This window comes from Rahnella aceris, assembly GCF_011684115.1.
Taxonomy (GTDB): domain Bacteria; phylum Pseudomonadota; class Gammaproteobacteria; order Enterobacterales; family Enterobacteriaceae; genus Rahnella; species Rahnella aceris.
Window position 1 is genome coordinate 15,957 of record NZ_JAADJV010000002.1, and the last position, 18,750, is coordinate 34,706.

The 18,750-nt window shown below is 51.3% G+C and carries 16 protein-coding genes; 14 read left to right on the plus strand and 2 right to left on the minus strand.

Annotation, left to right across the window (positions count from 1 at the left end):
- Positions 1-18: 18 nt before the first annotated feature.
- Positions 19-2,001, minus strand: coding sequence for a biosynthetic arginine decarboxylase (gene speA / locus GW591_RS12550; RefSeq protein WP_013576814.1), 1,983 nt, complete (start codon positions 1,999-2,001; stop codon positions 19-21).
- Positions 2,002-2,881: 880 nt separating this feature from the next.
- On the opposite strand from speA, the gene metK reads away from it, so the two are divergent.
- The 14 genes from metK (at position 2,882) to ruvX (ending at position 17,734) form a co-directional block, all read left to right on the plus strand.
- Entirely contained in the window at positions 2,882-4,033 is a 1,152-nt protein-coding gene (gene metK / locus GW591_RS12555) for a methionine adenosyltransferase (protein ID WP_112150883.1), read from the plus strand.
- A gap of 623 nt (positions 4,034-4,656) precedes the next feature.
- Complete coding sequence (locus GW591_RS12560) at positions 4,657-5,292, plus strand: fimbria/pilus periplasmic chaperone (protein WP_223509085.1); 636 nt, start codon at positions 4,657-4,659, stop codon at positions 5,290-5,292.
- Between the two features lie 80 nt (positions 5,293-5,372).
- The gene (locus GW591_RS12565; RefSeq protein WP_013576817.1) at positions 5,373-5,876 is read left to right on the plus strand and encodes a fimbrial protein; all 504 of its coding nucleotides are present in this window, start codon (positions 5,373-5,375) and stop codon (positions 5,874-5,876) included.
- Positions 5,877-5,964: 88 nt separating this feature from the next.
- Positions 5,965-8,658 (plus strand): TcfC E-set like domain-containing protein, encoded by a 2,694-nt coding sequence (locus tag GW591_RS12570; RefSeq protein WP_013576818.1) that lies wholly within the window; start codon positions 5,965-5,967, stop codon positions 8,656-8,658.
- Positions 8,655-9,779, plus strand: a complete 1,125-nt coding sequence (locus GW591_RS12575) for a CfaE/CblD family pilus tip adhesin (protein ID WP_166860730.1) — start codon at positions 8,655-8,657, stop codon at positions 9,777-9,779. Before GW591_RS12570 ends, GW591_RS12575 begins: the two co-directional genes overlap by 4 nt.
- Positions 9,780-9,790: 11 nt before the next feature.
- A complete protein-coding gene (locus GW591_RS12580) occupies positions 9,791-10,906 on the plus strand; it encodes a CfaE/CblD family pilus tip adhesin (protein ID WP_112197168.1) in 1,116 nt (371 codons plus the stop codon).
- A gap of 55 nt (positions 10,907-10,961) precedes the next feature.
- A complete protein-coding gene (locus GW591_RS12585; RefSeq protein WP_166860732.1) occupies positions 10,962-11,711 on the plus strand; it encodes a fimbria/pilus periplasmic chaperone in 750 nt (249 codons plus the stop codon).
- A 308-nt stretch (positions 11,712-12,019) separates the two neighbouring features.
- Complete coding sequence (locus GW591_RS12590) at positions 12,020-13,414, plus strand: sugar porter family MFS transporter (protein ID WP_013576822.1); 1,395 nt, start codon at positions 12,020-12,022, stop codon at positions 13,412-13,414.
- 90 nt (positions 13,415-13,504) lie between these two features.
- The gene (locus GW591_RS12595; protein WP_119261932.1) at positions 13,505-14,026 is read left to right on the plus strand and encodes a SprT family zinc-dependent metalloprotease; all 522 of its coding nucleotides are present in this window, start codon (positions 13,505-13,507) and stop codon (positions 14,024-14,026) included.
- A 93-nt stretch (positions 14,027-14,119) separates the two neighbouring features.
- On the plus strand, positions 14,120-14,833 hold the full coding sequence (gene endA, locus GW591_RS12600) for a deoxyribonuclease I (RefSeq protein WP_119261933.1): 714 nt from the start codon (positions 14,120-14,122) through the stop codon (positions 14,831-14,833).
- 87 nt (positions 14,834-14,920) lie between these two features.
- Positions 14,921-15,652 carry a 16S rRNA (uracil(1498)-N(3))-methyltransferase gene (gene rsmE / locus GW591_RS12605; RefSeq protein ID WP_112150887.1) on the plus strand — a complete coding sequence of 244 codons (732 nt, stop codon included), beginning with the start codon at positions 14,921-14,923 and terminating at the stop codon, positions 15,650-15,652.
- 11 nt (positions 15,653-15,663) lie between these two features.
- Positions 15,664-16,614 (plus strand): glutathione synthase, encoded by a 951-nt coding sequence (gshB, locus tag GW591_RS12610; protein WP_166860734.1) that lies wholly within the window; start codon positions 15,664-15,666, stop codon positions 16,612-16,614.
- Positions 16,615-16,742: 128 nt separating this feature from the next.
- Positions 16,743-17,306, plus strand: coding sequence for a YqgE/AlgH family protein (locus GW591_RS12615; RefSeq protein ID WP_013576827.1), 564 nt, complete (start codon positions 16,743-16,745; stop codon positions 17,304-17,306).
- Positions 17,306-17,734 carry a Holliday junction resolvase RuvX gene (gene ruvX / locus GW591_RS12620; protein ID WP_013576828.1) on the plus strand — a complete coding sequence of 143 codons (429 nt, stop codon included), beginning with the start codon at positions 17,306-17,308 and terminating at the stop codon, positions 17,732-17,734. Before GW591_RS12615 ends, ruvX begins: the two co-directional genes overlap by 1 nt.
- Here the strand turns inward: ruvX and GW591_RS12625 are convergent.
- Positions 17,725-18,747, minus strand: a complete 1,023-nt coding sequence (locus GW591_RS12625; RefSeq protein WP_119261934.1) for a type IV pilus twitching motility protein PilT — start codon at positions 18,745-18,747, stop codon at positions 17,725-17,727. The genes ruvX and GW591_RS12625 overlap by 10 nt on opposite strands.
- Positions 18,748-18,750 lie beyond the last annotated feature (3 nt).

Genomic DNA, 18,750 nt, shown 5'->3' on the forward strand with positions numbered 1-18,750 from the left:
ACGTATTATTTCAACGAATTACTCATCTTCTTCCAGATACGTATAACCGTATAATCCGGATTCAAACTCTTCAACAAACTGCGCCTGCAATTCCGCATCCAGATCAGTTTCTTTTACCTGATCGCGGAAACGGGCCAGCAACACATTCGGGTCCAGTTGCACGTATTCCAGCATGTCCGCCACGGTATCGCCTTCGTCGGACTGCTGCACTTCAATGCTGCCGTCAGGGAAGACAAAGACATCTACTGCTGCAGTATCGCCGAACAGGTTATGCATGTTGCCGAGAATTTCCTGATACGCACCGACCATAAAGAAGCCCAGCACCGGCGGATTCTCAGGGTCGTACGGCGGCATCGGCATGGTTGTGGCTACGCCGTCACCGTCGATGTAGTGATCAATAGTGCCGTCGGAATCACAGGTGATGTCCAGCAGCACAGCACGACCTACCGGTGGCTTATCCAGACCTTCCAGCGGCAGCACCGGGAACAACTGATCAATACCCCACGCATCCGGCATAGACTGGAACAGCGAGAAGTTGACGTACAGTTTGTCCGCCATACGTTCCTGCAATTCGTCAATGATCGGACGGTGTGCACGGTTGCTCGGATCCAGCTGATCCTGAATTTTGTTGCAGATATTCAGGTAGATATCTTCCGCCCAGGCGCGCTGCGTCAGATCCAGAATACCGTGTGCGTATTGCGAATGGACATCATGCAAATCCATCTGGCTGTCGTGCAGCCATTCACGCAATGAGCGGCGGTTTTCCGGATCGTGCATTTCGTTCCAGGTATCCCACATGCTGCCCAGCGCGCGCGGTGCATCATCTTCAGGCGCAACCGGCTCTTTGAACTCGTTACGTTCAACACCAATCACATTGGAGACCAGCACGGTATGGTGCGCGGTCACGGCGCGGCCAGACTCGGTGATCACCGTCGGGTGTGGCAGGCCATGTTCGTTACAGGCATCGCCGATACCCCAGATGACGTTGTTAGCGTATTCATTCAGGCCATAGTTCACCGAGCAGTCAGACTGCGAACGGGTGCCTTCGTAATCCACGCCCAACCCCCCACCCACGTCGAAGCACTGAATGTTGACGCCCAGCTTGTGCAGTTCAACGTAGAAACGCGCAGACTCACGTACACCGGTCGAGATATCACGGATATTCGCCAGCTGTGAACCCAGATGGAAATGCAGCAGTTGCAGGCTTTCCAGACGCCCTGCTTCACGCAGCATTTCGACCAGTTGCAGAACCTGAGAGGCCGCCAGACCGAATTTGGATTTCTCGCCGCCGCTGGACTGCCATTTACCGGAGCCCTGCGAGGAAAGACGTGCACGCACACCCAGACGTGGGATCACGTTCAGACGTTCGGCTTCTTCCAGCACCAGTTTAATCTCAGTCATCTTCTCGATAACCAGATATACCTTGTGACCGAGCTTCTCACCGATCAGCGCCAGACGAATATATTCGCGGTCTTTATAGCCGTTACACACGATCACGGAACGGGTCATCCCGGCGTGCGCCAGAACGGCCATCAGTTCAGCTTTCGAGCCGGCTTCCAGACCCAGCGGTTCACCGGATTCCACCAGCGATTCGATCACGCGGCGATGCTGGTTAACCTTAATCGGATAAACCAGGAAGTAGTCACCCTCATAACCGAACGATTCACGCGCACGTTTGAACGCAGCGTTAATCGAACGCAGACGGTGCTGCAAAATTTGTGGGAAACAGAACAGTGCCGGCAGACGCTGACCGTCCTGCTCACGCATGTCTTTCACCAGTTGTGCCAGATCAACACGGGCAGAAGGCTCGTCAGGATCCGGGCAGACACTGATGTGGCCCAGTTCGTTGACGTCAAAATAGTTGTTACCCCAATAGGCAACGTTGTAAGTGCGCAGCATCTTGCTGGCATCACGATCGTTCACGGCAACCTCCTGCATGGAGCGCAAAGAAACAGTATCGCCCGCGTGTGACGGACGGTGGGACTGGATGTCATCAGACATAGGTAAATCCTCTTTCTATACTGACAACATGGCCAGCCACTATCGCAGTAACAACAGGTGAGAACAACCCGCAAGGCTGGCTTTCAGACAGGATAAAACCCTGCGAGCCACAGCCACGGGACTGTTTTCTACTCATATCATTGTAAAACACGTTTTTAGACTCCGTGTAACGAGTCGGGAGAAATCAGGGGTGGATGCCCCGGGAGATTGCAGGCTACATCAGTTATATGTCGGGAATGCGATGTTCACGCAGACCTGAGCTTACTGAGTAGCGTACCGATGTCGGTGACTGACCTGTCTGTAATCAGGCTGTCTGAAACATCGCAGAGATGACAGACGCTTTTCTGAATGAAGGTCTGAAAGAAGTGCTGCAGAACGCAATAAAGGCTGCAGGGGATGCTGTTGAAATGTTACAAACGGTAAAAAGTGGGTCATTAAACTAACCACCTCCACACGTGCCACGCATCACCCGCGGGCATTCGAGCTGAGAAAACAGTAATTACTGGAATACGCTGCTTCTGCAGGGCCTGCAGAAATGTGCATAGCGCGCGCCGTTTATACCGATAACACGCTGTAAATGCAAAATGAAAATGCAGTAGAAATAGTTTCAGACCGTGAAAATCACTGCAAACCCGCACAATAACACCCACTCCGTCACAAAAATGACTGGCATTCAGAACGCCTGCTATCCTAAAATAGCCATCCAGATGTTAATCCGTCCACACGCTTGGGTGGTTTAACGCGCAAACTGCTTCAAGGCTTTGCCTAATGGGGACATGCAGGACGCATTGCGACAATGGCGAGCTCTGCTCCTCATCTGCCAGTCTCCCCAGTGCTATGCAGTGATATCTAACCCGTCGTATGTAAGGTAAAGAACATAATGGCTAAACATCTCTTCACGTCCGAATCCGTTTCGGAAGGACATCCAGATAAAATCGCTGACCAGATTTCCGACGCGGTACTGGACGCAATTTTAGAGCAAGACCCAAAAGCACGTGTTGCATGTGAAACTTATGTCAAAACCGGCATGGTCCTGGTTGGCGGTGAAATCACCACCAGCGCATGGGTCGACGTTGAAGAAATCACACGCCAGACTGTTCGTGAAATTGGTTATATCCATTCCGACATGGGTTTCGACGCCAATTCCTGCGCAGTGCTGAGCGCTATTGGTAAGCAATCTCCGGATATCAATCAGGGCGTTGACCGTACTGATCCGCTGGAACAAGGTGCGGGCGACCAGGGTCTGATGTTTGGTTATGCGACCAACGAAACCAGCGTACTGATGCCAGCGCCTATTACTTATGCTCACCGTCTGGTGCAGCGTCAGGCTGAAGTGCGCAAATCAGGCACCCTGTCATGGCTGCGTCCGGATGCGAAAAGCCAGGTCACTTTCCAGTATGACGAAGGCAAAATCGTCGGTATCGATGCAGTGGTATTGTCTACTCAGCACTCTGAAGACATCTCGCTGAAAGATTTGCAGGAAGCGGTGATGGAAGAAATCATCAAACCTGTCCTGCCAGCAGAATGGCTGAACGCCGGTACCAAATACCACATTAACCCGACTGGCCGTTTCGTTATCGGTGGCCCGATGGGTGACTGCGGTCTGACCGGTCGTAAAATCATCGTGGATACCTACGGCGGCATGGCCCGTCACGGTGGCGGTGCGTTCTCTGGTAAAGATCCGTCGAAAGTTGACCGCTCAGCGGCCTACGCGGCACGTTATGTGGCGAAAAACATCGTGGCTGCCGGTCTGGCAGATCGTTGCGAAATCCAGGTGTCTTACGCTATCGGCGTGGCAGAACCGACTTCCATCATGGTGGAAACCTTCGGTACCGGTAAAGTCTCCAACGAACAACTGACCCTGCTGGTGCGCGAGTTCTTCGACCTGCGTCCGTACGGTTTGATCCAGATGATGGATCTGTTGCACCCTATCTATAAAGAAACCGCCGCATACGGTCACTTTGGTCGTGAACATTTCCCTTGGGAAAAAACCGACAAAGCCGCTCAGTTGCGTGAAGCCGCAGGTTTATAAGAAACCCACGCGTCATAAAATCTCTCAAACCCCGCCCCAGGCGGGGTTTTTTATTGCCCCTTATTCCCCTTTCGTTTCTTATTCCTTTCTTTTTCGCCATTTAAATACCCAAACAGCTTACAACAACCGTTAACCGAAGATGTTATATCTAAATGATTTTAATGGATAATTTCAAAATCACGTTTATATTCATTTAACTTAATACATCATGTAGATGTGCGCCAGTTTGAAATTAGCCGTCTTCATTTAGTTAACATTCACGATTATAAAAACAAAATAACGAATAAAATCCCTTCATAATCATGAAAGTGAAAATCATGCCAAATGTTATATTTATGTTGAATATCATTTATAGCCAAATAAATAACACAAATAGCTAATTTGCATGCCATTGACCTGAACATTCATTGAATCTATTATTCACCCCATCGAAAGCAACCAAACAAATATCAAGTAAAAGGAATTAACGAAATCTTCTTCAGGATAGCGACTTATTAAACATTGAGAAAATGACAATGCCATTAACAAAATTGAAATCATGGGTAATGATTTTAGCGGCTTCCCCATTACTTTTATCAGCATCATCATTTGCAGGAATAAGCGTCTACCCTATTTCGGTTCCTATGCAGAAAAGCGGTGGTGCACAAATTAGCGTAACAACAAACTCCGCCACCACGGAATATGTAAAAACGACGGTAAAGAAAATAAATAACCCGGCAACGCCGCAGGAAAATGAAACAACAATAACTCAGTCATCTGGTAACGGTATTGTTGTGACACCGGAGAAATTCGGACTGGCACCCGGCACCACCCGAATTATACGTCTGATTAATATTCAGCAACCGCAAACAGAAGAAGCCTATCGCGTTTACTTTGAAGGTGTTCCGGGGCTGAATAATAACGGTGGGAAAAGTGACCAGAAGAATCAGACCAAACTCGGCATCAGCATGATCTGGGGCGTACTGGTTACCGTCCCGCCTGCCGCACCGCGACTAGACTTCACGCTGGATCCGGCGACTCGCGTGGTGAGCAACACCGGCAATATTCATCTTAAAATTAACAGTATCGGCTTATGTCCTCAGCAACTCACTGATGACGGATGTAAATGGAGTAAACCGGTAAAAAATAGCATTTACCCTAATCAGCGCGCAACGTTATCTCCGGAATTATTTAAAGGAAATAATTACCGTGTGGTGAAAGTGAAATACTTCAACTGGACAGATAAAACCGTTGGCGTAAAAGAATTCAGCGCAAAATAGATCTCATTATTTTACGTAAAGAATAACTCTCGTTATAAACCCCGCATAGCAATATGCATCTTCTTAATTAGGAATTAAAAATGAAATCAATTATCAAACCACTGCTGGTCACTGCAATCATGGGCTTCGCTATTAACGCCTCTGCTGTACAGAAAGATATTACTGTGACTGCAAACGTTGACGCCACTCTGGATATGACCACTGACACTGGCGAAGTATTACCTTCTACGATGGAAATGACTTATATGCCTGGCGTAGGTCTGGAACCTGTTACACAGATGACCAAGATCTATTCTAACGATGCTGAAAAAGATGTGAACATCAACCTGGCAGGTACCCCGCAATTAATGGATACCGTGGGTACCAACCCAAATATCCCACTGACTGTTAAATACGGCGAACTGACCCTGACTCAGGCTCAGCAGACCATGGCTGCAACTACCCTGTTCCCGAACGGCGATACCACTAACGGTTCCATCATTCAGCCTCTGAAAGTCAGCCAGACCACTCAGGCACCTGTTGCTTCCGGTAACTACAGCGGCGTTGTCAGCGTGGTACTGACTCAGGCAACTGAAACGCCATAAGCGTTCATTCCACCTGAATCACTCCTCATCGGCCTGTTAATCAGGCCGATTCTTTTCACCTCTCAGATTTTTGAATAAAGGAAAAATAATGAAACCTAACTTGAAAGTGTCACTTTGCTTTCTGGCAATTCATTTTGCTTTATTCAGCAATCTTGCTTTAGCTGGCTCTGACGTTCCTCCGGGTTTCGAAGAGCTGGTCTCAGGTCAGAACGTCTGGCTGAACGTCAATCTGCTCGGCCAGTCTGCCGGCTTATTTGAAGCCAACGTCACACTGGAAACCATACAGTTTAAAGACCCGCAGGCGGTACTTACCGCACTGAATCTGCCGCTGAAAACTGGCACGCCGGATTACCAGAAAATGCTGGCGACCTTGTCTGCGCCGCTTCCCCGCCATGGCAACCTGGCCTGCAGCAGCAATGCCGACGCCAGGGGCTGTGGTTATCTGGAAACCGACTCGCTGGCGCTGATTTACGATGAAAACAACAGCGCCGCCGACGTCTTTGTCAGCAAAGCACTGGTGCCTGATGCTGATAAAAAAGCCCTTTATTACACCCCGACCGCGCAGACTGAAAATGCCTTAATTCATCAGCAAACCCTGAACGTGGCAGCGCAGGATCAATACCAGAGTCTGTCACTACAAGGCGCCGGCGCACTGGGCGTGCTGACCAGCGGCTATGTGGGTTTCGACTGGTCGCTTGATTCTTACAAAAGTGACGACAGTGACAGCCAGACAGTATCTGTCGATGATCTCTATTTCCGCCAGAGCTTAGGCAAGCGCCACTACGTGCAGGCCGGACGCATGGACTCACGCGACCTTTCCAGCAATCTGGGCGGTAATATCAGTTTCTCGCTGTTACCGCTGAATGCGATCGATGGCGTCCGTGCCGGGAGTTCCCTGAGCTACCTGAATCTTGATGAAGCCAGCAAAGGTTCACCGCTGGTGGTACTGCTTTCCAGCAAATCCCGCGTCGATGCTTATCGCGGCAATCAGTTGCTCGGCACGTTTTATCTCAATAACGGTTCAAATACGCTGGATACCGGCAACTTCCCGAGCGGCAGTTATGCCGTCACCCTGCGAATTTATGAGAATAACCAGCTCGTGCGCACCGAAACCCAGCCGTTTACCAAAACGGGCGGGATCAGTGACGGGCATATGCAATGGTTTGTACAGGCCGGTGAAACGGCAGATAACAAAGTCGTCAGCTCAACAGATGACGAAGAAAATGACAGCACATCACGCAAACCGGTGATGCAAGCCGGTGCGCGTCTGCCGGTGTTTGCCGAGCTGACAGCGACGGCAGGTATTGCCAATACCGATAATGAAAATTATGGCGAAGCGGGCCTGCAATGGACACACGGTTTTAACGGCAAAGTGATCGACGGCGTGCTGGATATGCAGACCAGCGTGTTTAGCGGCACCGACGGTTCCAAAGGTAACGTTGAGCAAATCAGCTACAACGACGGTTTTTCCATGAGCGTCTATCGCAATGCTGCATACGGTAAAAGCTGCACCAGTGCCGATGTCGGGGAAAATGATTATGCGGATATTGGCTGCTACGAATCAATTAACGCCACACTTTCCGTGCCGGTTAAGGGCTGGTCTGCCTCTCTGGGCTACACTTACAATAAAAATACCAGTCTCTCACCGGACTCTGCGACGTACGATCCTTCAAAACCTTTTGAAGACAACATGATCAACAATACCGAATCACAGAGCACATCCAAAACCTTGCAACTGAGCCTGAATAAAAGCTTCAACTGGAAACAGATGACGATCACCACGCGTTTTGGTGGCTACCGTCGTCAGAGCAGCAGTGACAGCGATAGTGACAAAGGTGTCTACGTCGGCTTCTCCCTGTCACGTAATACGCCAAAAGATGCGCTGCTTCGCAGCAGCAACACTTCATTCAGCACCGATTATCAGGGCAGCCAGAACGGCGATGCGCAGATGACGTATAACGCCAGTCAGAACTGGGACTGGGGCAGCAATAACGACCGCGAACTGGGTATTGATGTGGGCGGCACGGATACCGATAACGCTAACGCCTCGGTTCATGGCCGTCTCAATGGCCAGTATGGCGAAGGCGAACTGACCGTTTCCGACAGCTATGACAATGAGCAAAAAACCCATCAGGGCGCAGTGACCGGCAGCTACAGTTCTTCCGTTGCGGTATCTAAATCCGGCTTCTTCTGGGGGCCAGGCGGTACAGGCTCACCGGGTGCTGCGGTAGCTGTGAAGGTGAAAGGCAGTAATGAAGAAGAGGCGGATGCCGCAGATGACGCACTGATCGACGTTTCAGTTCAGGGCGGCGGCGCGGCCCACATGAAACAGAACAGCAAAGCGTTATTCCCGGTGACCGGTTTTGAAGAAGGCAAGGTGTCCGTTGATGAAAGCCGTGATGTCAGTTCAGGTAGCCAGGCCAGCATTACACAGGGCGCAGGCAGCCAGAAATTGTTCCTCCTGCCGGGGAAAATGAAAGTACGCGAAGTGACGATGGAATCGCATTATACCTATGTCGGACAACTGGTTACCGCCACGGGTGCCCCCCTCAATGGCGGCAACATGCTCAATGCCAATGCTTTCAGCAGTTCGGAAGATGGCGGCTTTACCGCAGAAATGACGTCATTAGCAAAAACGCTATATGTCAAAAACGGTGAGCAGAATTACCAGTGCGCAGTCACCGTGCAATCAAGCCGCGATGTCGTGCGTTATGTCGGTAAAACATTGTGTAAACCGGTTCAGCCTGCGGATTTACCTGCTGCGATTCGAGAAAAAAAATGAAACATAAACAACTTCTGACTGCTTTATTTATTTCACTGAGCACCCTGTTAGCCACGTTGTCCGATGCGCAGGCTGACACGGTTGCTCCGTTGGATCACAGCATCAATACAGAACTGAACATCGCGAAGGGTACCGCATCAACGGTAAATATCTGGACACAAGAAAGCGGCGGATACGACTCGACTAATTCCGGTCGCTGGGGCCTTAACTACTGGGCCTGCACGTCAAGCACCAGCGATGAAAATGGTAAATGCCCAACGGGTAAAGGCGGATATGCCGCCTATCTGCCGGTTTATCTTAAATTTACGGAAAAGCGCAGTGGCGCAACGCAGACTCTCGAATTGCAGGGAACACGCGAAGCCTACTGGTATAACGGAAATTGCGCGATGTATGGCGATCCTAAGCCCATGAATCAAAGCGCACAAAACTCCTGCAGCGGTGATTCAACAGATGGTGTTAACTTAACCCTGAAAATCCCTGCCGCCGAACTCAATAAGTTACCGGTTGGCGGCATCTGGACTGCTCAGCTAAAAATTCTTCTCCATAACAGCAGCGAAACCGAGGTTTATCACTGGGATTCCAACATCACAGTCAATCTCACCGACAACAATAACCAGCAAATCTATTTACCCGAATTTGGCGAAGCCGCACCGCGCGTTGACCTTAACCTGCGCCCGCTGCCCGGCACTAAAGGTAATCAAACGCAAATGAACGGCTCGGCTACTATAGATATGTGTTTGTACGATGGGTATGGCTCGAACAGTACCAGTTTCACCCTGAAATTTGACGATCAGCAGCAGGGGACAACCCAGCGCAATAACGGATACTTCTCTATTTATTCTGATCACGGCGACACTAATTTGGATTCAGGACGCATTGATTATTATGTGCGAATGCAGGCACCCGACGGCAAATACGTCAGCGTGATACGCGGTGATGATCTGGTGATTTCTGATATTCAGACCGCTCATATCCGGCCTGTACACCTGCCCGGGATCCCACAGGCAGTATTGTGTGTTCCTGCGCCACTGGAACTCAGCACCAAGACAATGGATATCAACAGTAAACAAGCCGGGAATTATACCGGACATCTGATTGTGAATTTTACACCGCAGCTTTAAGGAAAGTGGATATGTCCGTTAAAAGAGCATGTTTTTTTGCACTGTTTGCCACTCTGGCACCTGTGCTGACAATACTGCCAGCACTTGCAGAAAGCGTGCCTCCTGCCGGACGAGATACGCCTGTAAGCGCAACTTTTGACAGAGGAACACCGCCCAGTACACTCGGCATCTGGACGCATGAAAGTGGAGGTTATGACACCGAAGACCCGAGGTTATGGGGGAGAAATAACTGGCGGTGTTTATCAAATACGTCTCCGGAGACCGGGCAATGTAAAAGTGGCGAAGCCAAAAATGCGAATGGAGACTGGGGAGCAACAGGGGATACGCTTATTCCTACTCTCTTTACTGAGAAGAAGAGCGGCCTGCAAGCCGTTATTAATCTCAAAGGCTACCATTCGAGTTCGGCAGATGGCACGCATTTTTTAGTCACTGCGGGGGCTGACAACGGTGCCAAAGAAACCTTTCTCTATATGTTTATCAACGGGGATGAATTGAAAAAACTTCCGGTTGGCGGAGTCTGGGAAGGTACACTGGCGCTGGATCTGTGGCAGTGGTCCCCGGGTAAAAATCTGGCCAGATGGACAGCGCACATCACCCTCAACGTCACTGACAATAACAACCAGCAAATCTATTTACCCGAATTTGGCGAAGCCGCACCGCGCGTTGACCTTAACCTGCGCCCGTTGCCCGGCACTAAAGGTAATCAAACGCAAATGAACGGCTCGGCTACTATAGATATGTGTTTGTACGATGGGTATGGCTCGAACAGTACCAGTTTCACCCTGAAATTTGACGATCAGCAGCAGGGGACAACCCAGCGCAATAACGGATACTTCTCTATTTATTCTGATCACGGCGACACTAATCTGGATTCAGGACGCATTGATTATTATGTGCGAATGCAGGCACCCGACGGTAAATACGTCAGCGTAATACGCGGTGATGATCTGGTAATTTCTGATATTCAGACCGCTCATACCCGGCCAGTGCATCTGCCCGGGATCCCACAGGCAGTATTGTGTGTTCCTGCACCACTGGAACTCAGCACCAAGACAATGGATATCAACAGTAAACAAGCCGGGCATTATACCGGACATCTGATTGTGAATTTTACGCCACAGCTTTAGGAGATTCTCCTGGCAACGGATTGCACTTCATCACCGCATTCACGTAAGGATTTTTATGCGCAGATCACAAATACAAAGGCGGGTCTCAGACCTGAAACTGCTCCCGTTACTGATGCTGACCATACCTGTCCTGTGTTTTGCCAACATCACCGTTTCACCGATGAAAGTAACGCTTAACGAACAACATGCTGCTGCACTGGTCATCAGTTCTAAAAGCGAAACTACCCAGTATATTCAGGGAAAAATCACCGAGGTTCATAACCCCGGCACACCACAGGAAAGTGAAACGCCTGCACCACAGGGCGCACAAAACAGTCTGGTGGTCTCGCCGCTAAAATTTGGTTTGCCCGCCGGTAACAGCCAGCCGGTGAGGATCGTCGGCCTCGGTGAAAGCAACGAAGAAAAAATCTACCGCGTGCATTTTCAGTCAATGACTCCGGAAGAATTCAAAAACCCTGCCAGCAACAAAAATTTCACCAGCGAACTGAACCTGACCATTGTCTGGGGGGTCGTCGTCATGGTGCCGCCAGCAAAACCGGTCGCCAGACTGGGTTGGGATCCATCTACTCAGCAAATTACCAATACCGGCAATATCCATCTGCTGGTACAGCGTATTGGCCTGTGTGACAGCGATAAAAAGGAAGCCCGGTGCCAGTGGAAAGAGCTGAAGAAAAACGTCTATCCGGGCAAGCCATACACCCCATCGTTACCATTTTCGGCTTCAGCATCGTCTGAAAAAGTCCGAATTGAGTATTTCAACGATTACACTCAAAAGCAGGAAGCGGGAAGTTTTATGGCCAGATGATGGCTAAAATGAAAACGGTTACAGAAAATAATTTGTTATAAATTAATAAGTTATTTGTATATGTAAAAGTTTGAAACACTGTATTGATTGATATAAATCAATTTATGGGCTATTACTCTCAGGCACATCTCCTTCCTGTTACGCTATCCGTTTGAAACCCTTCAGAAACAAGATACCCAGCCACACCTATTAGTGTAAACGATTACAACACTGTGACCGGGTTCACGTTAAGCTGTGTGCAGGGTTAATAACATAACAGCCTAAGCATTATTACAAACTCAAAACGATTGCATTATTTTGGAGACCGGATGAACAACTCAACTTCGACCAAAGGAAAACGCTCGAACAAAAGCGTCACTTTCTTTGTCTGTTTTCTTGCTGCACTTGCCGGACTGCTGTTCGGCTTAGATATCGGCGTCATCGCGGGCGCCCTGCCCTTTATCAGCCATGACTTCCAGATTACTAACCACCAACAGGAATGGGTTGTCAGCTCCATGATGTTTGGTGCCGCCGTCGGTGCTGTCGGCAGTGGCTGGCTGAACTTCCGTCTGGGACGTAAATTCAGCCTGATGATCGGCGCAGTTCTGTTCGTTGTCGGCTCCCTGTGTTCCGCCTTTGCACCCAACACAGAAGTGCTGATTGTTGCCCGTGTTCTGCTGGGTCTGGCTGTCGGTATTGCCTCTTACACCGCACCGATTTACCTGTCAGAAATCGCACCGGAAAAAATCCGCGGCAGCATGATTTCCATGTACCAGTTGATGATCACCATCGGTATTCTGGCCGCATACCTGTCGGATACCGCGTTCAGCTACACCGGTGCATGGCGCTGGATGCTGGGCATCATCACCATTCCGGCATTGCTGTTGCTGGTTGGCGTCTTCTTTCTGCCGGACAGCCCGCGCTGGCTGGCCGCTCGTGGCGATGACGGTAAAGCACGCCGCGTACTGGAAAAACTGCGTGATTCCAGTGAGCAGGCAAAACATGAACTGGATGAAATCCGTGAAAGTCTGAAAGTAAAACAAAGCGGCTGGGGTTTGTTCGTTAATAACAAAAACTTCCGTCGTGCGGTTTACCTCGGCGTTCTGTTGCAGGTCATGCAGCAGTTCACCGGTATGAACGTCATCATGTACTACGCACCAAAAATCTTCGGCATCGCCGGTTTCGCCAGCACCTCTCAACAGATGTGGGGCACGGTGATCGTCGGGCTGGTTAACGTTCTGGCGACGTTCATCGCCATCGGTCTGGTTGACCGCTGGGGCCGTAAACCTACGCTGAAACTGGGCTTCCTGGTGATGGCAGTCGGTATGGGTGTGCTGGGTACTATGCTGCATATCGGTGTCGAATCCGATGCGGCGAAATACTTCTCCATTGCCATGCTGCTGATGTTCATCGTTGGTTTTGCGATGAGTGCTGGTCCGCTGATTTGGGTACTGTGTTCTGAAATTCAGCCGCTGAAAGGCCGCGATTTTGGTATCACCGTGTCTACTGCGACCAACTGGATCGCCAACATGATTGTCGGCGCAACCTTCCTGACCATGCTCGACAGCCTCGGCAATGCCAATACCTTCTGGGTGTACGCCGCGCTGAACGTGGTCTTCATCTTCATCACTATTGCGCTGATCCCTGAGACCAAAAACGTCTCACTGGAACACATCGAACGCAACCTGATGAAAGGTGAAGCCCTGCGCGACATCGGTAAGTAAGTTAGCAATAAATAAGCCTGCCATTCCTCCCCTGCAAAGGGGAGGAATTCCATATTGCATCTCTCCCCCGCCAGATTTATCCTTCGCCAGATGAAAACCTCACGTCTCCCCATCGCCCTGCAACAAGCCGTTATGCGCTGCCTGCGGGAAAAACTCCAGATGGCAAATCAGTTTTTTGGCACCGATTACACGGAGCCGGAAATCAACTATCAGCAACGCGGCACCAGCGCGGGAAGCGCGTATCTGCAACACTGGCAAATCCGCCTTAATCCGGTATTACTGCTGGAAAATCAGCAACCGTTTATCGATGAAGTGGTGCCACACGAGCTGGCCCATTTGCTGGTATACCGCCGTTTTGGTCGCGCTCCTGCACCGCACGGCAAAGAGTGGCGCTGGATGATGGAACATGTGCTGGGTGTCTCAGCGAGCAGAACCCACAAGTTCGAAGTGGCATCCGTGCAAAGTAAAACCTATCCGTATTTATGCGCCTGCCGCGACCACCTGTTGACCGTGCGACGCCACAATAAGGTGATGCGCAAGGAGTCGGAATACCGCTGCCGCCATTGCGGCGAACTGTTACGTTTTAACGCTAACGGCATCACTAATTGCTGATTTTTCAATCACTCATTAGCAGCAAAGTCCCATTGTCACATCGCGCCGCATCCGTTACCCTTCCGGCCTTTTAGTCCTGGGTCTTTCAGAAACATGTTTCATAAAACGTTCTTATCTTTTCTGTTTATCAGTGCGCTGACACCGCTGAGCGCCTTCAGCCAGTCCGGCAACGCCATCAATAACTTCAGTCAGGCCAAAGCCGCTGCCGTGAAAATCAATCAGGGCGCGCCAACATTTTACTGCGGCTGCGATATCAGCTGGCAGGGGAAAAAAGGCACGCCGGATCTGCAATCCTGCGGTTACGCGGTACGTAAAAGTGAACAGCGCGCCAGCCGGATCGAATGGGAACATGTGGTTCCCGCGTGGCAGTTCGGCCACCAGATGCAATGCTGGCAGGATGGCGGGCGCAAAAATTGCGCGAAAAGCGCCGACTATCGCAAGGTTGAAACTGACCTGCACAACCTTGAACCGGCCATCGGTGAAGTGAACGGCGACCGCAATAATTTCATGTACAGCCAGTGGAACGGTGGCGAAGGTCAGTATGGCAGCTGTGAAATGAAAATCGACTTCAAAGCCAAAGCCGCCGAGCCGCCAGCCCGCGCCCGTGGGGCCATTGCGCGCACTTACTTCTACATGCGTGACCAGTACAAACTGAATTTATCCCGCCAGCAGACACAGTTGTTTACCGCCTGGGATCGCCAGTATCCGGTCACTTCATGGGAATGTGAACGCGATAACCGCATTGCCAGGGTACAGGGGAATCACAACCCTTACGTTCAGCAGGCTTGCGTGCAAAGAAAAAGCTAACCTACTATAGGGCACAATAGTCAGCGACAGGGCTGGCAACAGTTGCCAAAATAGCCCACTTCACCACTTTAAGGACAGCAGCCGCACATGCGCATACCCCGCATTTATCATCCGGAAATCCTGACCGCTCACAGCGAGATTGCGCTGAGCGAAGATGCCGCCAATCACGTCGGGCGCGTTCTGCGTATGCAGCCGGGTCAGGCGATTCAGTTATTTGACGGCAGCAACCAGGTCTTCGAAGCCAGCATCACGCAGGTTGATAAGAAAAGTGTGCGTGTCAGCCTGAATCAGGGCGTGCTGGCGGATAATGAATCCCCGCTGAATCTGCATCTTGGTCAGGTGATCTCGCGTGGCGAGAAGATGGAATTCACCATTCAGAAATCTATTGAGCTGGGCGTGAATACGATTACTCCGCTGTTTTCCGAGCGCTGTGGCGTCAAACTTGACGGCGAACGTCTGGAGAAAAAATTGCAGCAGTGGCAGAAAATCGCCATTGCCGCCTGCGAACAGTGCGGACGTAACCGTATCCCTGAAATTCGTCCGGCGATGCAGCTCGAAGCCTGGTGCAACGAGCAGGACGACAGCCTGAAGCTGAACCTGCACCCGCGCGCCAGCCACAGCATTAACACCCTGCCGCTGCCGGTAAGCCATGTCCGCCTGCTGATCGGTCCGGAAGGCGGTTTATCCGCTGAAGAAATTGCAATGACCTCCGGCTACGGATTTACTGATATCCTGCTGGGACCCCGTGTTCTGCGTACAGAAACCACAGCACTCACCGCGATTACAGCCTTACAGGTTCGTTTCGGCGATCTGGGTTAAGAGGAAACCAAATGATTAAGCTTGGCATCGTGATGGATCCGATCTCTTCCATCAACATTAAAAAAGACACCAGTTTCGCTATGTTGCTGGAAGCGCAGAGTCGTGGTTACGAACTGCATTACATGGAAATGAATTCCCTGTATCTGCGCGGCGGCGAAGGCCGTGCGACCACCAAAAAACTCAGCGTGAAGCAGGATTACGATGGCTGGTATGAGTTTGGCACAGAGCAGGATATCGCCCTGCAGGAACTGGACGTGATCCTGATGCGTAAGGATCCGCCGTTCGATACCGAATTCATTTATGCCACTTACATCCTCGAACGTGCCGAAGAAAAAGGCACGCTGATCGTCAATAAACCGCAGAGCCTGCGCGACTGTAACGAGAAGCTGTTCACCGCGTGGTTCCCTGAACTGACGCCAGATACGCTGGTTACCCGCAATGCAGCGCAGTTGAAAGCGTTCCATAAAGAACACACTGACGTGATCCTCAAGCCACTCGATGGCATGGGTGGCGCTTCCATTTTCCGTCTGAAACCTGAAGATGCCAACGTCTCCGTCGTTATCGAAACACTGACCGAACACGGCAGCCGTTTCTGTATGGCACAAAACTACCTGCCAGCCATCAAGGACGGTGACAAACGCGTTCTGGTGGTCGACGGCGAACCGGTGCCTTACTGCCTGGCGCGTATTCCGGCGCAGGGTGAAACCCGCGGTAATCTGGCTGCCGGAGGCCGTGGCGAAGCCCGTCCGCTGAGCGAAAGTGACTGGGCAATTGCCCGTACCGTTGCGCCAATCCTCAAGCAAAAAGGCCTGATTTTTGTCGGTCTGGATATTATCGGCGATCGTCTGACGGAAATTAACGTCACCAGCCCGACCTGTGCACGTGAAATCGAAGCCGCCTTCCCGATTTCCATCACCAGCATGCTGATGGACGCCATCGAGAAACGTCTGGCTTCACGATAAGCACAGATTAAAATCGATAAACGGGTTGTTCAGCATTGCTGGATAACCCGCTTTTTTTGGCGAGCCTGACGTAATAAACTGGCCTGCCTGCACTGATTTCAATTCTGAGGTTAAACATCCTGCATACCATGAATCTACAACATCACTTTCTTATTGCGATGCCTGGCCTGGATGAACCCCAGTTCAAACGTTCGGTCGTGTACATCTGCGAACACAATGAAGACGGCGCCATGGGGCTGGTGATTAACAAACTGGTCGACGATTTCACCATTGAAAGCGTACTCGACAAACTCGACATCACCCCCGAACCCCGTGACCTGAGTATTCGTCTTGATCGCCCGGTTTTTTCCGGGGGGCCGCTGGCAGACGATCGCGGTTTCATTTTGCATACGCCGCGCGAAGGTTTTGGCTCCAGCATCCGCATCTCTGACTGCACGATGATCACCACCTCGAAAGACGTGCTGGAAACGCTGGGCACGCCCGATCAGCCAAAAGATGTGCTGGTGGCACTGGGTTATGCCGCATGGGAACAGGGCCAGCTTGAAAAAGAATTACTGGAAAACTCGTGGCTGACCATTGAAGCCAGCAGCGATATTTTGTTCCGCACCCCCATTGCTGACCGCTGGCGCGAAGCAGCGAAAATGATCGGCGTTGACGTCGGACAGCTCGCCACCCATGCGGGGCACGCATAATGGCAAACCGCACGGTTTTTGCTTTCGACTTCGGCACCAAAAGCATCGGTCTGGCTATTGGTCAGGAAGTCACCGGCACCGCCCGTCCGCTGACCTCGTTTAAAGCGCAGGACGGCACACCGGACTGGCAGAAAATTGAAAAACTGCTGAAAGAGTGGCTGCCGGATCTGGTGGTTGTCGGTTTGCCGCTGAACATGGACGGCACAGAACAACCCCTGACCGCCCGTGCGCGCAAATTTGCCAACCGTCTGCATGGCCGTTTTGGCGTTCAGGTTGAACTGCACGACGAACGCCTGAGTACCGTAGAAGCCCGCGCTGATTTGTTCGATCGCGGCGGTTTCCGTGCGCTGGATAAAGGCAGCGTGGATGCCGCTTCCGCCGTCATTATTCTGGAAAGCTGGTTCGAGAAACAGTGGAGTCAGTCCTGATCTTCCGCCAGTAATCCCGCACGTTGCCGCTGCTGACGGCTTTGTGCGAACGTCTGCATGCCGGCCTGCGCGCCGGTTTGCAGGATATCCGCCAGCTGATGCGTTTTCCCTTCACGAATTAAATTGCACACCGCCGGTGTGGAGGTCAGCACTTCAAAAAGCGCTACCCTTCCCGCTTTTCTCCCATCCTTTTCTTCAGTCACCGCCAGTTTTTGCGCGATCACGGCCCGCAGGCTACCCGCCAGTTGCGCGCGGACAAACGCTTTTTCTTCTGCCGGAAACACATCAACCAGCCGGTCAATGGCCTGTGTGGCGTTGCGCGTATGCAGTGTCGCGAGAACCAGATGGCCGGTTTCTGCCGCCGTCAGCGCCAGCCGGATACTGTCAGTGTCACGCAGTTCGCCCAGTAACAATACATCCGGATCTTCACGCAGAGCACCGCGCACCGCTTCACCAAATGAACGCGTATGCAGCCCGAGTTCGCGCTGCTGAATCAGACAGTGCCTGCCAGTATGGATAAGCTCAATGGGGTCTTCCAGCGTAATAATATGGCGCTTCGCATGGCGGTTGAGATGATCAATCAGCGCCGCCAGCGTGGTGGATTTCCCGCTGCCCGTCGCGCCGGTGACCAAAATCAGGCCGTCTTCCTGCATAATCACATGCTGCAAGATATCCGGCACCCTCAATGCAGCCAGCTCGGGGCAACGGGCAGGCACCGGTCTCAGCGCCGCAGACAACCCGTGCAGTTGCTGAAAGATATTGAGCCGCATCCGCACGCCATCACCCAATGTCAGCGCTTTATCCACCTGTCCGGCCAGCTGCAAAGTATGTTGTTCATTGGCATCCAGCCACGCATGGATCAGCCCCAGCATCTGCGAAGCCTCCACCACCGGCAGATCTTCACAGCGACATAATTCCCCGTCAATGCGCAACACAGGCGGATAGCCGGTACAAAGGTGCAGATCGGAGGCATTTTGCTTTACACTACGTCCCACTAATCCATCAATATCCATGTT